This is a genomic window from Rubrivivax gelatinosus IL144, from assembly GCF_000284255.1.
Lineage (GTDB): Bacteria > Pseudomonadota > Gammaproteobacteria > Burkholderiales > Burkholderiaceae_C > Rubrivivax > Rubrivivax gelatinosus_A.
In genome coordinates this window covers 2,207,124-2,225,735 of record NC_017075.1, presented here as the reverse complement: position 1 = coordinate 2,225,735, position 18,612 = coordinate 2,207,124, and the positions used below count along the sequence as shown (strand labels likewise).

General features: G+C 72.2%; 13 protein-coding genes. All 13 read left to right on the top strand.

The features are described from left to right. Positions 1 to 780, top strand: coding sequence for a succinate dehydrogenase/fumarate reductase iron-sulfur subunit (locus tag RGE_RS10375; protein ID WP_014428331.1), 780 nt, complete (start codon positions 1 to 3; stop codon positions 778 to 780). Then, positions 777 to 1,172 (top strand): hypothetical protein, encoded by a 396-nt coding sequence (locus RGE_RS10370; RefSeq protein ID WP_014428330.1) that lies wholly within the window; start codon positions 777 to 779, stop codon positions 1,170 to 1,172. The genes RGE_RS10375 and RGE_RS10370 overlap by 4 nt, the downstream gene beginning before the upstream one ends. After that, a complete protein-coding gene (gene frdD / locus RGE_RS10365; RefSeq protein WP_014428329.1) occupies positions 1,169 to 1,525 on the top strand; it encodes a fumarate reductase subunit FrdD in 357 nt (118 codons plus the stop codon). Before RGE_RS10370 ends, frdD begins: the two co-directional genes overlap by 4 nt. Positions 1,526 to 1,598: 73 nt before the next feature. Continuing rightward, positions 1,599 to 5,087 carry a pyruvate carboxylase gene (locus RGE_RS10360; RefSeq protein ID WP_014428328.1) on the top strand — a complete coding sequence of 1,163 codons (3,489 nt, stop codon included), beginning with the start codon at positions 1,599 to 1,601 and terminating at the stop codon, positions 5,085 to 5,087. A 115-nt stretch (positions 5,088 to 5,202) separates the two neighbouring features. Next, complete coding sequence (locus tag RGE_RS24905; protein WP_014428327.1) at positions 5,203 to 6,030, top strand: helix-turn-helix domain-containing protein; 828 nt, start codon at positions 5,203 to 5,205, stop codon at positions 6,028 to 6,030. Between the two features lie 127 nt (positions 6,031 to 6,157). Then, on the top strand, positions 6,158 to 7,162 hold the full coding sequence (locus tag RGE_RS10350) for a DmsE family decaheme c-type cytochrome (protein ID WP_014428326.1): 1,005 nt from the start codon (positions 6,158 to 6,160) through the stop codon (positions 7,160 to 7,162). A 24-nt stretch (positions 7,163 to 7,186) separates the two neighbouring features. Then, positions 7,187 to 9,964 carry an MtrB/PioB family outer membrane beta-barrel protein gene (locus RGE_RS10345; protein WP_014428325.1) on the top strand — a complete coding sequence of 926 codons (2,778 nt, stop codon included), beginning with the start codon at positions 7,187 to 7,189 and terminating at the stop codon, positions 9,962 to 9,964. Then, complete coding sequence (locus tag RGE_RS10340; RefSeq protein WP_014428324.1) at positions 9,964 to 10,566, top strand: c-type cytochrome; 603 nt, start codon at positions 9,964 to 9,966, stop codon at positions 10,564 to 10,566. The genes RGE_RS10345 and RGE_RS10340 overlap by 1 nt, the downstream gene beginning before the upstream one ends. Positions 10,567 to 10,589: 23 nt before the next feature. Next, complete coding sequence (locus RGE_RS10335) at positions 10,590 to 11,255, top strand: c-type cytochrome (RefSeq protein WP_014428323.1); 666 nt, start codon at positions 10,590 to 10,592, stop codon at positions 11,253 to 11,255. A gap of 108 nt (positions 11,256 to 11,363) precedes the next feature. Then, on the top strand, positions 11,364 to 14,087 hold the full coding sequence (ppdK, locus tag RGE_RS10330) for a pyruvate, phosphate dikinase (RefSeq protein ID WP_014428322.1): 2,724 nt from the start codon (positions 11,364 to 11,366) through the stop codon (positions 14,085 to 14,087). Between the two features lie 79 nt (positions 14,088 to 14,166). Then, positions 14,167 to 15,804, top strand: a complete 1,638-nt coding sequence (locus RGE_RS10325; protein ID WP_014428321.1) for a FecR family protein — start codon at positions 14,167 to 14,169, stop codon at positions 15,802 to 15,804. Continuing rightward, the gene (locus RGE_RS10320; RefSeq protein WP_014428320.1) at positions 15,792 to 18,215 is read left to right on the top strand and encodes an ATP-binding protein; all 2,424 of its coding nucleotides are present in this window, start codon (positions 15,792 to 15,794) and stop codon (positions 18,213 to 18,215) included. The genes RGE_RS10325 and RGE_RS10320 overlap by 13 nt, the downstream gene beginning before the upstream one ends. A 108-nt stretch (positions 18,216 to 18,323) precedes the next feature. Beyond that, positions 18,324 to 18,611: a DUF2249 domain-containing protein gene (locus RGE_RS10315; protein ID WP_014428319.1), complete on the top strand. Its 288-nt coding sequence runs from the start codon at positions 18,324 to 18,326 to the stop codon at positions 18,609 to 18,611. Position 18,612: the final 1 nt, after the last annotated feature.

The window sequence follows — 18,612 nt, the reverse complement described above, 5'->3', positions numbered from 1 at the left end:
ATGACGGACACGACCCCGACGCCCGCGACCGGGCGCACGATCGAGATCGAATGCCTGCGCTTCAATCCCGAAACGGACAGCGCACCGCGCTTCCAGAGCTGGCAGGTGCCGTTCGACGACGACACCTCGGTGCTGCAGGGCCTGCAGTACATCAAGGACCACTTCGACGGCAGCCTGACCTTCCGCTGGTCCTGCCGCATGGCGATCTGCGGCAGCTGCGGCAAGATGATCAACGGCGTGCCGCAGCTGTCCTGCCACGCCTTCCTGCGCGACTACTGGCCGAACAAGGTGCGTGTCGAGCCGCTGGCCAACTTCGCCATCGTGCGCGATCTGGTCGTCGACCAGAACGAGTTTCTCGACAAGCTGGAGTCGGTCAAGCCCTGGATCCAGCCCTGCGAGAACCGCAGCGTCGCCGACGGCCCGAGCCGGCAGACGCCGGCGCAGCTGGACCAGTACTACCAGTTCTCGCAGTGCATCAACTGCCTGCTGTGTTACGCCGCCTGCCCGCAGGTGGGGCTCAAGCCCGAGTTCATCGGCCCGGCCGCGCTGGCGCTGATGCACCGCTACAACGCCGACTCGCGCGACCGCGGCTGGGAGGCGCGTGCCGACGTCGCCAACGCCGAGGAAGGTGTCTGGGGCTGCACGCTGGTGGGCTACTGCTCCGAGGTCTGCCCCAAGGGCGTGGACCCGGCGCACGCGATCAACCAGAACAAGGTGAACAGCACGATGGACTACTTCGGCGTGCGCAAGCTGCTCGCGCCCAAGGGAGGCGCGCGATGAGCCGCTACAAGCCGACGCTGAAGACCTACCAGCGCCCGATGGCCGGCTGGTGGACGAAGAACCCGTTCTACGTGCTCTACATGATCCGCGAAGGCAGCGCGGTGCTGCTCGCGGCCTACGCGCTGGTGCTGCTCGTCGGCCTGGCGCGGCTGGCGCAGGGCGAGGCCGAGTACGAGGCCTGGCGCGCGGCGCTGGCCTCGCCGCTGGCGATCGTCTTCCATCTCGTCGCCGCGGCGCTGGTGGCTTATCACAGCTTCACCTGGTTCGGCGTCATGCCGAAGACCGCGCCCAAGCTGCCCTTCCCGCCGCGGCTGGTGACGGTCGGCGGCTGGATCGCCGCGCTCGTCGTCTCGATCGGCCTCGTCGCCGTCGTCGCGGGGGTGACGCGATGAAACGTTCGCACGAACCGATCTTCTGGTCGCTCTTCGGCGCCGGCGGCATGCTGTCGGCGCTGATCGGCCCGGCGCTGATCCTGATCACCGGCGTGCTGGCGCCGCTGGCCATCGTGCTGTCGCCCGACGCGCTGAGCTACGCCCACGTGCACGCCTTCGTGCTGCACCCGCTGGGCAAGCTGGCGGTGCTGGCGGTGATCGCGCTGTTCCTGTTCCACGGCTGCCACCGCATGCTGCACAGCCTGCACGATCTCGGCGTGCACGCCGGGCACGGCGCGGCGGTGTTCTTCTACGGCTTCGCCACCGTGGGCAGCCTGGTCTGCGCGGCGCTGCTGTTCGCGATCGGCTTCTGACCTGCCTTCAGGCGCGCCGGCGGACGGGCGGCGGCGCGCCAGGACTTCGTCGACCGCCCGCGCGGGAGCCTCGATGGAGTTTCGTCCGATCCGGTCCATCCTGATCGCCAACCGGTCCGAGATCGCGATCCGCGTGATGCGCGCGGCCAGCGAGATGCGCATGCGCACGGTGGCGATCTATTCGCAGCAGGACCGCCAGGCGCTGCACCGCTTCAAGGCCGACGAGAGCTATCTCGTCGGCGAAGGCAAGAAGCCGCTGGAGGCCTACCTCGACGGCGACGACATCCTGCGCATCGCGCGCCGCGCCGGCGTCGACGCCATCCACCCCGGCTACGGCTTCCTGTCGGAGAACCCCGAGTTCGCCGAACGCGTGATCGCCGCCGGCCTGCGCTGGATCGGGCCTTCGCCCGAGGTGATGCGCGTGCTGGGCAACAAGGTCGCCGCGCGCCACGCCGCGGTGGCCGCCGGCGTGCCGGTGATGCCGGCGACGCCGCCGCTGCCGCGCGAGGTCGACGAATGCCGCCGCCTGGCCGAGCAGATCGGCTTCCCGGTGATGCTGAAGGCCAGCTGGGGCGGCGGTGGCCGCGGCATGCGCGTCGTCGAAAGCGCGGCCGAGCTGCCGGCGGCGCTGGAGTCGGCGCGGCGCGAGGCGCTGGCCGCCTTCGGCAACGACGAGGTCTATTTCGAGAAGCTGATCCGCCGCGCGCGCCACGTCGAGGTCCAGATCCTCGGCGACCGGCACGGCAACCTGGTGCACCTGCACGAGCGCGACTGCACCGTGCAGCGCCGCAACCAGAAGGTCGTCGAGCGCGCCCCGGCGCCCTATCTCGACGGCGCGGCTCGCGCCGAGCTCTGCGACAGCGCGCTGCGGCTGATGCGTTCGGTCGGCTACACGCACGCCGGCACGGTCGAGTTCCTGATGGACGCCGACACCGGCCGCTGCTGGTTCATCGAGGTCAACCCGCGCATCCAGGTCGAGCACACGGTGACCGAGATGATCACTGGCGTCGACATCGTCAAGGCCCAGATCCGGGTCACCGAAGGCGCCTGGATCGGCGTCGGCGACGACGACCCGGCGCGCCCGTCGGCCGGCGTGCCGCCGCAGGCGCAGATCCCGCTCAACGGCCACGCGCTGCAGTGCCGCGTGACGACCGAGGACCCCGAGAACGGCTTCCTGCCCGACTACGGCGCCATCGCCGCCTACCGCAGCGCCGCCGGTTTCGGCATCCGGCTGGACGCCGGCACGGCCTACGGCGGCGCCGTCATCACGCCCTATTACGACTCGCTGCTGGTCAAGGTGACCGCCTGGGCGCCGACCGCCGGCGAAACGATCCAGCGCATGGACCGCGCGCTGCGCGAGTTCCGCGTGCGCGGGCTGGCGACCAATCTGCAGTTCCTCGAGAACGTCATCAACCACCCGAAGTTCGCCGCCGGGGACGTGACGACGCGCTTCATCGAGCAGACGCCCGAGCTGCTGGCTTTCGCCGCGCGCCGCGACCGCGCGACCAAGCTGCTGCGTTTCCTCGGCGAGGTCACGGTCGACGGCAACCCCGAGGTGCGCGGCCGCGCGCTGCCCGAACTGCCTCTGCCCAAGCCGGTGCTGCCGCGGGTCGACGACGAAACGCCGCCGCCGCCCGGCACGCGCCAGTTGCTGCAGCAACTGGGCGCCAAGGGCTTCGCCGACTGGATGCTGGCGCAGAAACGTGTGCTGATGACCGACACGACGATGCGCGACGCGCACCAGTCGCTGCTGGCCACGCGCATGCGCACCGCCGACATGCTGCCGATCGCGCCGTACTACGCCCGCGAACTGTCGGGCCTGTTCTCGCTGGAGTGCTGGGGCGGCGCGACCTTCGACGTCGCGATGCGCTTCCTGAAGGAAGACCCGTGGGAGCGCCTGGCGGCGCTGCGCACGCGCGTGCCCAACGTGTTGTTCCAGATGCTGCTGCGCGGCTCCAACGCCGTCGGCTACACGAACTACGCCGACAACGTCGTGCAGCAGTTCGTGCGCACCGCGGCCAGGGAAGGCATCGACCTGTTCCGCGTCTTCGACTCGCTGAACTGGGTCGAGAACATGCGCGTCGCGATCGACGCCGTGCTCGACAGCGGCGCGCTCTGCGAAGGCGCGATCTGCGTCACCGGCGATCCCTTCGACCCGGCGCGCGCCAAGTACGACCTCGGCTACTACGTGAAGACCGCGCGTGCGCTGCAGCAGGCCGGCGTGCACGTGCTGGGCATCAAGGACATGGCCGGCATCTGCCGGCCGCGTGCCGCCGCGGCGCTGGTCAAGGCGATCAAGGAAGAAACCGGGCTGCCGGTGCACTTCCACACCCACGACACCAGCGGCGCCGCCGCGGCCTCGGTGCTGGCGGCGATCGAGGCCGGCTGCGACGCGGTGGACGGCGCGCTCGACGCGATGAGCGGGCTGACCTCGCAGCCCAACCTGTCCTCGATCGCCGCGGCGCTGGCCGGCACCGACCGCGACCCCGGCCTGCCGCAGGACGCGCTGCACGCGGCGTCGATGTACTGGGAGGGCGTGCGCCGCTTCTATTCGCCCTTCGAGTCGGAGATCCGCTCCGGCACCGCCGACGTCTATCGCCACGAGATGCCCGGCGGCCAGTACACCAACCTGCGCGAGCAGGCGCGTGCGCTGGGCCTGGCGCACCGCTGGACCGAGGTCTCGCGCGCCTATGCCGACGTCAACCGGCTCTTTGGCGACATCGTCAAGGTGACGCCGACCTCCAAGGTCGTCGGCGACATGGCGCTGATGATGGTCGCCCAGGACCTGACGCCGGCCGACGTCGCCGACCCGGCGCGCGACATCGCCTTCCCCGAGTCGGTGGTCTCGTTGTTCCGCGGCGAGCTCGGCTTCCCGCCCGACGGTTTCCCCGAGGCGCTGTCGCGCAAGGTGCTGAAGCTGGCGCCCGAGGCCGCGCCGCCGGCGCCCTACCGCCCCGGCGACCGCATTCCGCCGGTGGACCTGGACGCGGCGCGCGAGAAGGCCGAGCGCGACTGCGGCGTCAAGCTCGACGATCGCGGCCTGGCCTCCTGGCTGATGTACCCGAAGGTGGCGCGCGAGTACCACGAGCATCTGCGGCGCTACGGCGACGTCTCGATGCTGCCGACGCCGGTGTTCTTCTACGGCCCTCAGCCGCAGCAGGAGATCGCCGTCGAGATCGACCCGGGCAAGTCGCTGCTGGTGATGCTGCAGAGCGTCGCCGCCGACGGCGACACCGCGCACAAGGTTCAGTTCGAACTCAACGGCCAGGCGCGCACGGTGCGTGTGCCGCGCGCCGGCGTTCAGGCTGCCGCCGCGCGGCCGATGGCCGAGCCGGGCAACCCCTGGCAGGTGGCGGCACCGATGCCCGGCGCCATCGTCAGCGTCGCCGTCGCGCCGGGCCAGCGCGTGGCCGCCGGCGACACGCTGCTGGCGCTGGAGGCGATGAAGATGGAGACCCACGTCGCCGCCGACCGCGACGCCGTCGTCGAGGCGGTGCACGTCAAACCGGGCGAGCGTGTGCAGGCCAAGGAGCTGCTGATCCTGCTGAAGCCGGCGGACTGACCCAGCCGCGGCGGCGGCGCCATCCGGGTTGGGCCCGATAGGGCCCGTCCGTATGTATTCGTTAAGCGTGCGTTCATAGATTGCGGCAAAACCATACCGAGATCAGGGCCGCCAGATGCACGCTGAACGTTTGTCGCCGACTTGTGATGAGCGCCCAGCACCGGCACCGGACGGGCCCGAACGCCACGCCGAACTGGAACTCGAACGCGGCACGCTGCGGCTGCTGGAGATCGGCGGCTCGCCGCACCGCGTCGTGCGCCGCGCCGGCGACGTCTCGATGCTGGTGCAGATCGAAGGCAGCGCCGAGGTCGGCGGCCGGCGCCGCCCCAGCCGCGTCGGCCCGGGCGAGGTCTGCCTGCTGCCGCCCGGGCGCGACATCTGGATCGAGCCGCAGCGCGCGTTTCGCCAGCTGCTCGTCGACCTGCCGCTGGCGAGCTGCGCGCCGGCTCTGCGGCGCCTGGACGCGCGGCGCTCCGACGTGCGCGCCGCGGCGACGCTGGCGCGTTACGTCTGGGGCCATCACGCCGACCTGGCCGGCCCCGAGCGCCTGGCGCTGGGCGACGCGCTGCTGCGCCTGATCGAACGTGTCGCCGCGCACGACACGGCCGGCGCCACGGCGCCGGTCGGCGAGAGCGCGGCGACGCGCCAGCGCCGGCGTGCCGAAGCCTTCATCCTCGAACGCCTGCACGACCACCGTCTGGACGTCGCGCACATCGCCGCCCACCTGGGCGTGTCCACACGCTACCTGCACCGCTTGTTCGCCGACGGCGCGCAGGTGATGCAGTGGGTGCAGGAGCAACGCCTGCAGGCCTGCTGGCAGGCGCTGCGCACGCGCCGCGGCCGGCCGGTGGCCGAGGTCGCCTGGGCCTGGGGCTTCACCAGCCCGGCGCATTTCAGCCGCAGCTTCAAGCGCCGTTTCGGCGTGCCGCCCAGCGCGGTGTGAGCGCGACGGGGGAAATCCCCCGCGGCCGCGCTTCAGTTGCAGTCAAGCCGCGGTTCAGCCGCGGACAAGCGGGCCGCCGCCGCCTGCCTATCGTGGCCCCCGAGAACCAGAACGAACAGGGGGAGACATGGGCGACACCGCGTCCGGCCGCAGCGGCTGGCGTGCCTTCGTGGCACAGGCCTTCATGGCACTGCTGTGCACCGCCGCAACAGCGCTGGCGGCACCCGCGCCCACGGCGGCCCCGGCGGCCAGCGCGCCGGCCGGCTTCAAGGCCGAGGCCTTTCCGATCGGCGAGAAGGCCTGCACCGGCTGCCACAGCCAGGAGAACCTGCACTACAGCGAAACGCCGCACGCCAAGGCCTTCCGCCAGAACCCGCGCAACGAACGCGAGCGCCTGGTCTGCGAAGCCTGCCACGGCCCCGGTTCGCTGCACGCCAAGGACCCGAAGAACAAGGACCTGATCATCGGCTTCACCAAGGGCTGGGACACGCCGGTGGCGCGGCAGAACGAGTCCTGCCTGGGCTGCCACAAAGGCGGCAACCGGCTGCACTGGCCGGGCTCGGCGCACGCCGGCAACGAACTGGGCTGCGCCGACTGCCACAACCCGATGCAGAAGGTGTCGACCAACAGCCTGCTAGCGCGCAGCACGATCAACGAGGTCTGCTCGCGCTGCCACCAGCAGCAGCGTGCCGAGTTCAACAAGCGCTCGCACATGCCGCTGCCCGAGGGCAAGGTCAGCTGCGTCGACTGCCACAACCCGCACGGCAGCACGACGCGGCCGCTGCTGAAGGCCGACAGCACGAACAACGTCTGCTTCAGCTGCCACGCCGAGAAGCGCGGGCCGATGCTCTGGGAGCACGCGCCGGTGCGCGAGAGCTGCACCAACTGCCACAGCCCGCACGGCAGCAACCACGACAAGCTGCTCGTCGCGTCGCGGCCGCAGCTGTGCCAGCAGTGCCACAGCCCCTCGGTCGGCCACCCGAACAACTTCTTCCGCGCCAACCAGACCGCCGGCGCCGGCCAGCTGCCCGGCGGCGCGACCAGCCAGCGCATGGTCGGCCGCAGCTGCCAGAACTGCCACGTGCAGATCCACGGCAGCAACCACCCCGCCGGCGCGCGCTTCCAGCGCTGACCCCGTCAACCAGGAGTCCGTCCCATGCGTCATTCGACCTCGTGCGAACGCCGCCTGCTGGGCCTGCTGATCGGCAGCGCACTCGCCCAGATGGCCGCGGCCCCGGCCCGCGCCGATTCCGGCGTCGGCACCGACACCAGCCCCGGCAACGTGCTGATGCCCGGCGCCGGGCTGCGCGTGCCGGCGCTGGACCCCGACGGCATCGGCGAAGCCGGCGTCAAACGCAACCCGACCGGCCTGCTCAACGCCCAGCCGGCACGGGTGGCCGAGCCCGCCGACGGCGAAGGCTGGCGCTGGCGCGGCCAGGTCGAAGGCGGCGGGCTGAAGGTCGGCGGCGACCGCGACGCCGCCAAGCTGCTCGAATACCGCGACCTCGACTCCGGGCTGCTGCTCGGCGGCCTGCGGCTGCAAGGCGACAGCGCCGACGGCCGGAACTACCTGGACCTGAGCGCCGCCTCGCTGGGCCGCGACGACGGCTTCGCCACGCTGAGCACCGGGCGCTACAACGGCTGGCGGCTCAAGGCCTTCTACAACGAGACGCCGCACGTCTTCACCAGCGGCTACCGCAGCCTCTGGAACGGCATCGGCAGCAGCCGGCTGACGCTGTCGCAGCTGCCGGCCGGCCCCAAGGCGCCGGCCACCGCGGCCAGCACCGACATCGCGATCGGCGAAGCGGCGCTCGCCGCGCCGGAGCGAACTCTGTCGCTGCTGCGCCAGAAAGGCGGCCTGCGGCTGGACCTGCCGCTGGACGAGTCGCTGTCGCTGTTCGCCAGCTTCGCCAGCGAGAAGCGCCAGGGCGCGCGGCCGTTCGGCATGGTGATGGGCGGCGGCGGCGGCACCGGCGGCGTCGAGACCGCCGAGTCGATCGACTACGACACCCACGAGATCTACGCCGGGCTGCAGTGGAACGGCGAGCGCAGCAGCGCCAACCTCGTGATGTCGGCCTCGCTGTTCCGCAACCGCATCGACACGCTGACCGTCGAGAGCCCGCTGTTCCTGGCGGCGGCCAACGGCATCGCCAGCTTCCCCGAGGCGGTGTTCGACCTGCCGCCCGACAACGACTACTTCAACCTCAAGGGCGAGTTCGCGCACGCGATGCCCGAGTGGGCGAACGCACGTTTCACCGGCGTCGTCTCGCTGGCCTCGTCGCGCCAGGACGACACGCTGATCCCGATGACGCGCTCGAGCAGCGCCGCCGTCAACGGCGTCGCCGGCGGCGCCTGGGACACGCTGGCCTCGCTGTCGCGCGACAGCGCCGAACGCCGCATCGACTCGCGGCTGTACGACTTCGCGCTGGCGCTGCAGCCGCTGGCGGCGCTCGACGTCAAAGCCCGTTTGCGGCGCTACGAGACGATCGACAAGTCGCCGCAGTACTGGGCCTGCAACCCGCTGACCGGCCAGTGGGGGCGCTTGATCAACGACGGCAGCGGCGCGGTCTTCGCGATCCCGAACGCCACCGCCGGCCAGAACCCGGCCGGCACCCCGGCCACCGCCTACGACACGCTGCGCTGCGACCTCGACGCGATCAAGGCCCTGGGCCTGGTGCCCAGCGCCGGCAACGTCAACATCGGCGCGCCGCAGTACGGGCTGAAGCAGGACAACGCCAGCCTCGCCGGCGACTGGCGCCTGGGCCGCCACCGCAGCCTGAACCTGATGCTCGAACGCGAAACGGTGCAGCGCGAGAACCGCGAGCGCAAACGCACCTGGGAAGACCGGCTGAAGGCCGGCTGGGTCGACCGCGACATCGCCAGCGGCACGCTGCGCCTGTCGGGCGAATACGCGCGCCGCCGCGGCAGCACCTACGTCGCCGACCCTTACGAGTCCTTCTACAGCTCGTCGCTGGGGCCCACGCCCAGCGTCAGCGGCGTCAACGCCGCGAGCTGGATCCACACCAGCGACCTGATGCGCAAGTTCGACCTCGCCGACCGCGACACCGCGACGCTGAACGCGCGCTACAACCGCGCGCTGAGCGACACGATGGACCTGTCGTTCGCGGCGCTGGCGCGCGAGCAGCGCTACCCCGGCTCGGCCTACGGCCGCGGCGGCACGCAGCAGCTGAACTCGCTGAACGCCGACTGGAACTGGCAGCCGACGACGCAGACCTCGGTCTCGGCGACGCTGGGCCTGCAGCGCAGCCGCATGGCGCAGGCCGGGCTGCAGACCAACGCCTGCGTGCTCGGCAGCAACTACTACTTCTACAGCGACGGCTCGATCAGCACCCGCGCGACGCCAACCGCGGCGCAGACGGCCGCCGGCATCAGCGTCATCGGCTCCAGCGGCGTCGTCACCGGCGACAACTTCGAGGCCTTGTGCGGCAGCGCCTCGGACTTCAGCCCGCTGTATCCGAACAGCCGGCGCTGGACCGTCGAACAGAAGGACGACACGCGTTCGGCCGGTTTCGGCCTGCACCACGAGTTCGGCCGTTATCGCTTCGAGGCCCATTACGGCTACGTCAGCGGCCGCACCAGCACCGGCTACAGCTACAACGCCGCCGCGCTCGGCCTGGTGACCAGCGGCGCGCCGACCGACACCGAACTGGCCGCGCTGGCGCTGATCGGCTCGGGCCTGCCCGACCTGCGCTACCGCCAGCACGCGCTGGACTTCAACCTCGTCGTCACGCACACGCCCAAGGTCTACAGCCGCTGGCTGCTGCGCCACGAACGCACGCGCATCGCCGACTGGCATTACGACGGCGTCGCCGCCAACCCGACGCCGTCGAACAACCAGCAGACCTATCTGGACACCGGCCCGCAGAGCTACCGCGCGACGATGCTCGGCGTGCTGATCGGAGTGATGTTCTGATGGCGACGCTGCAGCAAACCCTGGCGCGCTGGCTGGCGGCGGCGGCGCTGATGCCGCTGGCCAGCCTGGCCGACGACGCCCCGGCACTCGTCGACAGCCTCTGCGCGGCCTGCCACGGCCCCGCCGGCAACAGCCTCGTGCCGGTGTTCCCGCGGCTGTCGGCGCAGCAGGCGGTCTACCTGGAAAAGCAGCTGCGCGACTTCCTCGCCGGCAAACGCCGCAACGACGTGATGGCGCCGGTGCTGGAGCACGTGCCCGACGCCGAGATCGCACGCCTGGCCGCCTACTACGCCGCCCAGCCGCCGGCGCCGAACAAGGCCGACAACGAGGCCCTGGTCGCCGCCGGTCAGGCGATCTTCGGCGAAGGCAACACCGGCACCGGCGTGCCGGCCTGCGTCGGCTGCCACCAGCCGGGCGCCGTGGGCAACGAACGCTACCCGCGCCTGGCCGGCCAGCACCCGGCCTACACGGCAGCGCAGCTGCGCGCCTTCAAGAACGGCGCACGCGGCAACGACAAGGCCAAGGTGATGCGCACGGTGGCCGAACGCCTGAGCGACGACGAGATCGCCGCCGTCGCCGAATACCTCGCGACGCTGCCATGAGCCCCGCAAACCGAGGAGAACGCATGAAGCTGCGCCGCATCGACCGCCTCGCGCCGCTGGCGCTGGTCTGGGCCTCGACCGCTTCGCTCGCGGCGCCGCCCGACACCGGCAGCGCCGAACGCGACGAACGTGTGCAGGCCCTGGGCCGGCACGCCGACGCCACGCGGGGCCAGGCGGCCTACGAGGTCTGCCAGGGCTGCCATCTGCCCAACGCGCTGGGCCGCGCCGACGGCAGCTACCCGCGGCTGGCCGGCCAGCACGCGAGCGTGCTCGTCAAGCAGATGCTCGACATCCGCGCCGGCCGCCGCTTCAACCCGAAGATGCGGCCCTTCATCGACGAGGCGCTGGTCAGCACGCAGGACGTCGTCGACATCGCCGCCTACCTCGCGGCGCTGCCGTCGCCGCCGACCAACGGCCGCGGCGCCGGCACCGAGCTCGTGCAGGGCCGCCGCGTCTACGAGGCGCAGTGCACGAGCTGCCACGGTGCCGACGGCAGCGGCGACGCCGCACGCTTCTATCCGCGCCTGAACGGGCAGCACTACGAGTACCTGCTGCGCGAGCTGGTCTACATCCGCGACGGCGTGCGCGGCAACGCCGACCCGAAGATGGTCGAGACGATCCGCGGCTTCTCGTTCAGCGAGCTGGCGGCGCTGGCCGACTACGTCTCGCGCCTGCCCAGCGCGCCCTGAAAAGCCGACACCGTCGCTGCATTGAAGCGCGGGGCTGGACGCGCGCCCGGCGTTGCGCAGAATGGTCGCCGAGGCTGGCCGCCGCCGGCCGTCCGAAAGGTGTCGGTCATGTCCTCGACGAAGTACGTCTACCTGTTCGGCTCCCACGGCACCGAAGGTGCCGCCGGAATGAAGAACCTGCTCGGCGGCAAGGGCGCCAACCTCGCGGAGATGTGCCGCCTGGGCATTCCGGTGCCTCCGGGCTTCACGATCAGCACCGAGGCCTGCACCGCCTACACCACGCTCGGCCGCGAGCGGCTGCTGGAGATGATCCGCGACGAGGTGCTGGCCGGCATCCGCTCGGTCGAGGCCGAGATGGGCAAACGCTTCGGCGACGCCGCAGACCCGCTGCTGCTGTCGGTGCGCTCCGGCGCCCGGGCGTCGATGCCCGGCATGATGGACACCATCCTCAACCTCGGCCTCAACGACGAGGCCGTGGAGGGCCTGGCGCGCAAGGCCGGCAACGAACGTTTCGCCTGGGACTCCTACCGCCGCTTCGTGCAGATGTACGGCGACGTCGTCATGGGCCTCAAGCCCGTGTCCAAGGAGGAGCACGACCCCTTCGAGGTCGTCATCGACATGGTCAAGGAAGCGCGCGGCGTGCAGCTCGACACCGAGCTCGACGCCGCCGACCTGAAGGAGCTGGTCGCGCGCTTCAAGGCGCTGATCCGCGCGCGCATCGGCCGCGACTTCCCCGTCGACCCCTGGGAACAGCTCTGGGGCGCGATCGTCGCCGTCTTCGACAGCTGGAACAACGACCGGGCGCGCGTCTACCGCGAACTCAACGACATCCCCGAGTCCTGGGGCACGGCGGTCAACGTGCAGGCCATGGTCTTCGGCAACCTCGGCGACCACAGCGCCACCGGCGTGGCCTTCACGCGCGACGCCGGCACCGGCGAGGATCTGTTCAACGGCGAGTTCCTGGTCAACGCGCAGGGCGAGGACGTCGTCGCCGGCATCCGCACGCCGCAGCAGGTGTCGCTGGTCGGCTCGCGGCGCTGGGCCGAACTGGCCCTGGTCCCCGAAGCCGAACGCGCCGAGAAGTACCCCTCGCTCGAGGAGCTGATGCCCGATCTGTACCGCCAGCTGATCGAGGCCGAGACGACGCTGGAGAACCACTTCCGCGACATGCAGGACCTGGAGTTCACGATCCAGGAAGGCCGGCTGTGGATGCTGCAGACACGCAACGGCAAGCGCACCGGCGCGGCGATGGTGCGCATCGCGATGGAGATGCTCGAGCAGGGCATGATCGACGAGAAGACCGCGCTCGAACGCATCGCGCCCGACCGCCTGAACGACCTGCTGCACCCGGTGTTCGACCCGCGTGCGCTGGCCCAGGCCAGGCCGATCGCACGCGGCCTGCCCGCCTCGCCCGGGGCGGCCACCGGCCAGATCGTCTTCTTCGCCGACGAGGCCGAGGCCTGGAGCCAGCGCGGCCGCGACGTGATCCTGGTGCGCCAGGAGACCTCGCCCGAGGACCTGCGCGGCATGAGCGTCGCCAAGGGCATCCTGACGGCGCGCGGCGGCATGACCTCGCACGCGGCCGTCGTCGCACGCGGCATGGGCAAGTGCTGCGTCAGCGGCTGCGGCGCGGTGCACGTCGACCTCAAGGCGCGCACGATGACGGTGGACGGCACGGTCTACGCCGAAGGCGAATGGATCTCGCTGAACGGCTCCACCGGCGAGGTCTATTTCGGCCGCATCGCCACCCGCGACGCCGAGCTGTCGGGCGACTTCGGCAAGCTGATGGCGCTGACCGACAAATACCGCACGCTGGAGATCCGCACCAACGCCGACACGCCCGAAGAAGCCGCCGTCGCGCGCAAGTTCGGCGCCACCGGCATCGGCCTGTGCCGCACCGAGCACATGTTCTTCGAGGGCGACCGCATCGTCGCGGTGCGCCAGATGATCCTCGCCGAGGACGAGGCCGGCCGCCGCAAGGCGCTGGCCAAGCTGCTGCCGATGCAGCGCAGCGACTTCGAGGGCCTGTTCCGCGAGATGGACGGGCTGCCGGTGACGATCCGCCTGCTCGACCCGCCGCTGCACGAGTTCGTGCCGCACGACGACGCCGGCCAGCTGGCGATGGCGCGCGACATGGGCGTCTCGCTGGGGCGCATCAAGATGCGTGTCGAGGAACTGCACGAGTTCAACCCGATGCTCGGCCACCGCGGCTGCCGGCTGGGCATCAGCTTCCCCGAGATCACCGAGATGCAGGCGCGCGCGATCTTCGAGGCCGCGCTCAACGCCAAGTCGCGCGGCACGGCGGTCGTGCCCGAGATCATGGTGCCGCTGGTCGGCACGATTCGCGAGCTCGACCAGCAGGCGGCGGTGATCCGCCGCGTCGCCGAGCAGGTGTTCGCCGAACGCGGCGAGACCGTGCACTGGATGCTGGGCACGATGATCGAGACGCCGCGCGCGGCGCTGGTGGCCGACAGCATCGCCAGGAGCGCCGAGTTCTTCTCCTTCGGCACCAACGACCTGACGCAGATGACGATGGGCTTCTCGCGCGACGACGCGGGCAGCTTCCTGCCGCGTTACCTGAAGCTCGGCCTGTACGAGCACGACCCGTTCCGCTCGATCGACCAGAAGGGCGTCGGCCAGCTCGTCGAGATGGCGGTCGCCAAGGGGCGTGCGACGCGGCCGGACATCGAGCTCGGCGTCTGCGGCGAACACGGCGGCGACCCGGCCTCGATCGGCTTCTTCCACCGCGCCGGGCTGCGTTACGTGAGCTGCTCGCCGTTCCGCGTGCCGATCGCGCGACTGGCCGCGGCGCAGGCGGCCATCGCGTCATGAGCTGATCACCGGGCTCAGGTCCGACCCGTAGAATCCGTCGCATCCCTACGCGACGGCTTCGGGTCGTCGGTCGCACGGCATGTCGTACCTTTCGATGCACCGCGGCGCCCTGCCCGGTCTGCTGGCCCTCGTCGCGTTGAGTTCCCCGGTGCACGCCGCCGGCGACGGCCCGGCGTGGGCCTACCGGGTGCGCGCCGGCGACACGCTGATCGCGCTGCAGGCGCGGCTGCTGCGCCCGGGCATCGGCTGGCAGGCGCTGCAGCAGCACAACGAGGTCGCCGACCCTCGCCGTCTGCCGGTCGGCCAGACGCTGCAGATCCCCGTGGCCTGGCTGCGAACGCGGCCGGTCGAGGCCGAGGTGCTGTTCGTTCACGGCGAGGTCGAGCTGCGCCGCCCCGGCGAAGCGCCGCGGCCGCTGGCCTCGGGCGAACGTGTCGCCGACGGCGACGAGATCGTCACCGGGGCGCGATCGGCGTCGACGGTGCTGCGTTTCGACGACGGCTCGCGCCTGCTGGTCGAACCCGGCAGCCGGCTGCGCATCGAAGCGCTGCTGCGGCGCGGCGCCAGCGCCTACCGCGAGTCGCGGCTGCGGCTCGAAGCCGGCGGCGCCGAGGCCAGCGTGCAGACCCGGCCGGCGGCACCGCCGCGCCCGCGCCTGCAGATCCGCACCCCGGTCGTCAACCTCGCGGTGCGCGGCACCGAGTTCCGCGCCCGCACCGACGAGACCGGCACGCGGCTCGAAGTGCTGGAGGGCCGCGTCGCCGCCGGCGCCCGGCCGGTCGGCGCCGGGCTGGGCATCGTCGCCACACGCGGCGGCGTGCAGCCTGCCGCGCCGCTGCTGCCGGCGCCGCTGCTGCAGGCACCGGCTGCGGCCGTCGGCCGCCTGCCGCTGGCCTTCGCCTGGACGCCGACACCCGGCGCCGCCGCCTACCGGGCGCAGGTCTTCGACGCCGAAGGCGACAGCCGGCTGCGCCTGGACGGCCGCTTCGAGAGCCCGGCCGCCGACTGGCCCGACGAGCTGCCCGATGGCCGCTACGAACTCCGCGTGCGCGCGATCGCGGCCGACGGACTGGAAGGCCTGGACGCGCGCGTCGCGCTCGAACTGAAGGCCCGGCCCGAGCCGCCGATGCCGATGACGCCGACACCGGGCGCGCGGGTCGACGCCGGCCGCGTGCCGCTGCGCTGGACCCGCCATCCCGAGGCCGAGCACTACCGACTGCAGATCGCCGCGACGGCCGACTTCGCCGCACCGCTCGTCGACCGCGAGCTGAACGCCACCGAGACCGAAGCCGAACTCGTGCCCGGCGACTATTTCTGGCGCCTGCGCAGCGTGCGTGCCGGCGGCGACGCCGGCCCCTGGGGCGAGGCGCTGGCGCTGCAGGTCGTCGAGCCGCCGCCGGCACCGCCGGCCGAGCCGCCGCGGGCCGACACCGCGTCCGATCGCGTCTCGCTCGCCTGGCCGGCGTCGCCGCGCCCGGGCGTGCACTACGAGATCCAGGTCGCACGCGACGCCGCGTTCGCCGAGCCGGTGGCCGAAGGCCGCAGCGACGGCCCGGCCTGGAGCTTCGAGCCGCCGGGCGCGGGCCTCTACGACGTGCGCGTGCGCGCCGTCGGTGCCGACGGCCGGGCCGGCGGCTGGGGCAGCGCGCAGCAGTTCGAGGTGCCCCGGGCCTGGCGCTGGTGGTGGCTGTTGCCGGCGCTGTTGTGGTTGCACTGAGCGTCGATCCACGCCGCTGGAGCATCCCCGCCGCCGGCCTGCTCGCCGCCCTGGTGGTGGCCTTGTCGCCGCTGCAGACCTGGTGGTCGCAGCCGCTGGACGATTGGGCGCAGCGGCTGGCAGCGCCGGCGCTGCCGCCGGCCGGCGTGCTGATCGTCGACGCCGACGACCGTTCGATCGAGGACATGAAGGGCAACGGCGCCTGGCCCTACACCCGCGACACGCATGCGCTGCTGATCGACGGGCTGCGCCGCCACGGCGCCCGCACCGTCGTGCTGCAGCTGCTGCTGGCCGAGCGCCGCGACACCGTCGACGGCCGCCCGGTGAGCGCCGCCAGCGCCGACGGCCACACGGCCGACGGCCGCAAGCTCGACGACCGCAAGCTCGCCGACACGCTGGGCGCGCCCGGCGCACCGGTGGTGCTGGCCGCCGCCGGCATCGACGCGATGGCGCCCTCGCCGGCGGCCGACGGCGAAGCGGCCGCGCAGCGCTGGCGCGAGCTGCTGCTGCCCGCTGTCTCGGTGCAGCCGGCCAACCCCGCGGCCTTGCGCCTGGGCGTGGTGACGACGCCGCTGGACGACGACGGCGTGCTGCGCCGCGTGCCGCTGTGGCATGCCGCCGGCAGCCAGCGCCTGCCCGGCGTCGCGCTGGCGGCGCTGATCGCCGCCGGCGGCCACGTCGACGGGCGCTGGCCGGTCGATGCACAAGGCCGCGTGCGGCCGCTGCTGGCGCCGCAGGGCAGCGTGCCGCGCATCTCGTACCGCGACGCCTGGACGCTGGCCAGCACCGGCCCCGAGGCCCTGCCCGGCGGCCACGAACTGGCCCAGGCGCTGCACGGCCGTGTCGTCTTCGTCGGCAGCAGCGCGCTGCTGGCCGGGCGCACGATGACCGTCGCCGGCCAGGCGGACGCCACCGAGATCGCGGCGCAGACCTATGCCGCGCTGCGCGACGGCCGGCTGGTGCGTGCCGCGCCGCTGCCGCTGCAGGCGGCGCTGCTGCTGCTGGCGCTGCTGCCGGCGCTGGCGGCGGCGCTGACGCGTGTCGGCACGCGGATGCTGCTGGCGGCTTCGGCCGGCGTCGTGCTGCTGCTGGTCGCCACGGCCGTCGGCGCGATGCAGTCCGCAGCCCTCAGCCTGCCGCTGGCCGCCGCGCTGGCGGCGGTGCCGGCGGCGCTGGTCGCGCTGCTGGTGCAGCAGCGCCGCGAGCAGTCCGAATGCGAACGCCGGCTGGCGCTGGAACGCGAGGTCGCGGCGCGCTCCAGCGCCGCCAAGTCGGCCTTCCTGGCCACCGTCAGCCACGAGATACGCACGCCGCTGAACGCCGTGCTCGGCGTAGCCGACCTGATGGCCGGCACCGCGCTGTCGGCCGAGCAGCGCCGCCATGTCGACGTGTTCCGCCACGCCGGACAGACGCTGGCGGCACTGATCGACGACCTGCTGGACCTCGGCAAGATCGAGGCGGGCCGGCTCGAACTGGCCGCCGAACCATTCGCCCTGCGCAGCTCGATCGCCTCGGTCGACAGCCTGCTGCGCCCGCGCGCCGAGCAGAAAGGCCTGCGTTTCGCCGTCGAGGTCGACTCCGAGCTGCCGGCCTGGGTGATCGGCGACCGCCGCCGCATCGAGCAGGCGCTGACCAACCTGGTCGGCAACGCGATCAAGTTCACGCCCCAGGGCGAGGTCTCGCTGCGCGTGGCACGCAGCGGCGGCGGCCGCATCGCCTTCACGGTGCGCGACACCGGCATCGGCATCGCGCCGGCGCAGCAGCGGCTGGTCTTCGAGCCTTTCGTGCAGGCCGACGAGCGCATTTCGCGCGACTACGGCGGCACCGGGCTGGGCCTGGCGATCACGCGTGCGATGGCCCAGCGCATGGGCGGCGACGTGCTGCTGGCCAGCGAGCCCGGCGCCGGATCGACCTTCACGCTGGAGCTGCCGCTGGCGGCGCACGAGGCGCCGCCGGCCGCCCCGGCCGCGCCACCGCGCGAGGCGCCGCCGGTGCTGCCGGTGCTGCCGGTGCTACCGCCGCCGATGGTCTGGCTGGACAGCGTGCTGCTGGCCGAGGACAACGAGCTCAACGTCTACATCGTCAGCGCGATGCTCGCCGGCCACGTCGGCCGCCTCGACGTCGCCGCCGACGGCCAGGAGGCGCTGGCGCGGCTGGCCGCCGAGCGCTACGACCTCGTCTTCATGGACATGCAGATGCCGCGGATGGACGGGCTGTCGGCGACACGCGCACTGCGCCGGCTCGAAGCCGAGCGCGGCGTGCCGCGCACGCCGGTCGTCGCGCTGACGGCCAACGCCTACGACGAAGACGTGCGCGACAGCCGCGAAGCCGGCTGCGACGCGCACCTGGCCAAGCCGGTGTCGCGGGCCGCGCTGCTCGAGGCGATGCAGCGTTGGGGCCGCAAGGCCTGAAGCGGCAGGCGGCCGGCGCCGCTTTCCGTGCATAAAGGTGCATTTGGCGAGTTGCTTTAGAGCTTGACCTCGGTTAATCTGCTCGCGTCATACATCTTTGCGCCGACCATGAGTTTCCCGAGCCCCTCCGTTCTGGACCTGCGCCCCGTCGCCCCCGCCGAGCGCCACACGCTGGTCTTCTCGCGCCTGCAGGCGCTGGCCGCCGGTGACGGCCTGCTGCTGGTCGACGACCACGACCCGGCACCGCTGCAACGCCAGCTGCTCGAGCGTTTCCCGGGCCGCTTCGCCGTCGCCTACCTGGAAGACGGCCCCGAGGTCTGGCAGCTGGAGATCCGCAAGGCCGTGCCGGCCGAAGCCGCCGGCTCCTGCTGCTCGGGCGGCCGCTGCTGCGGCTGAG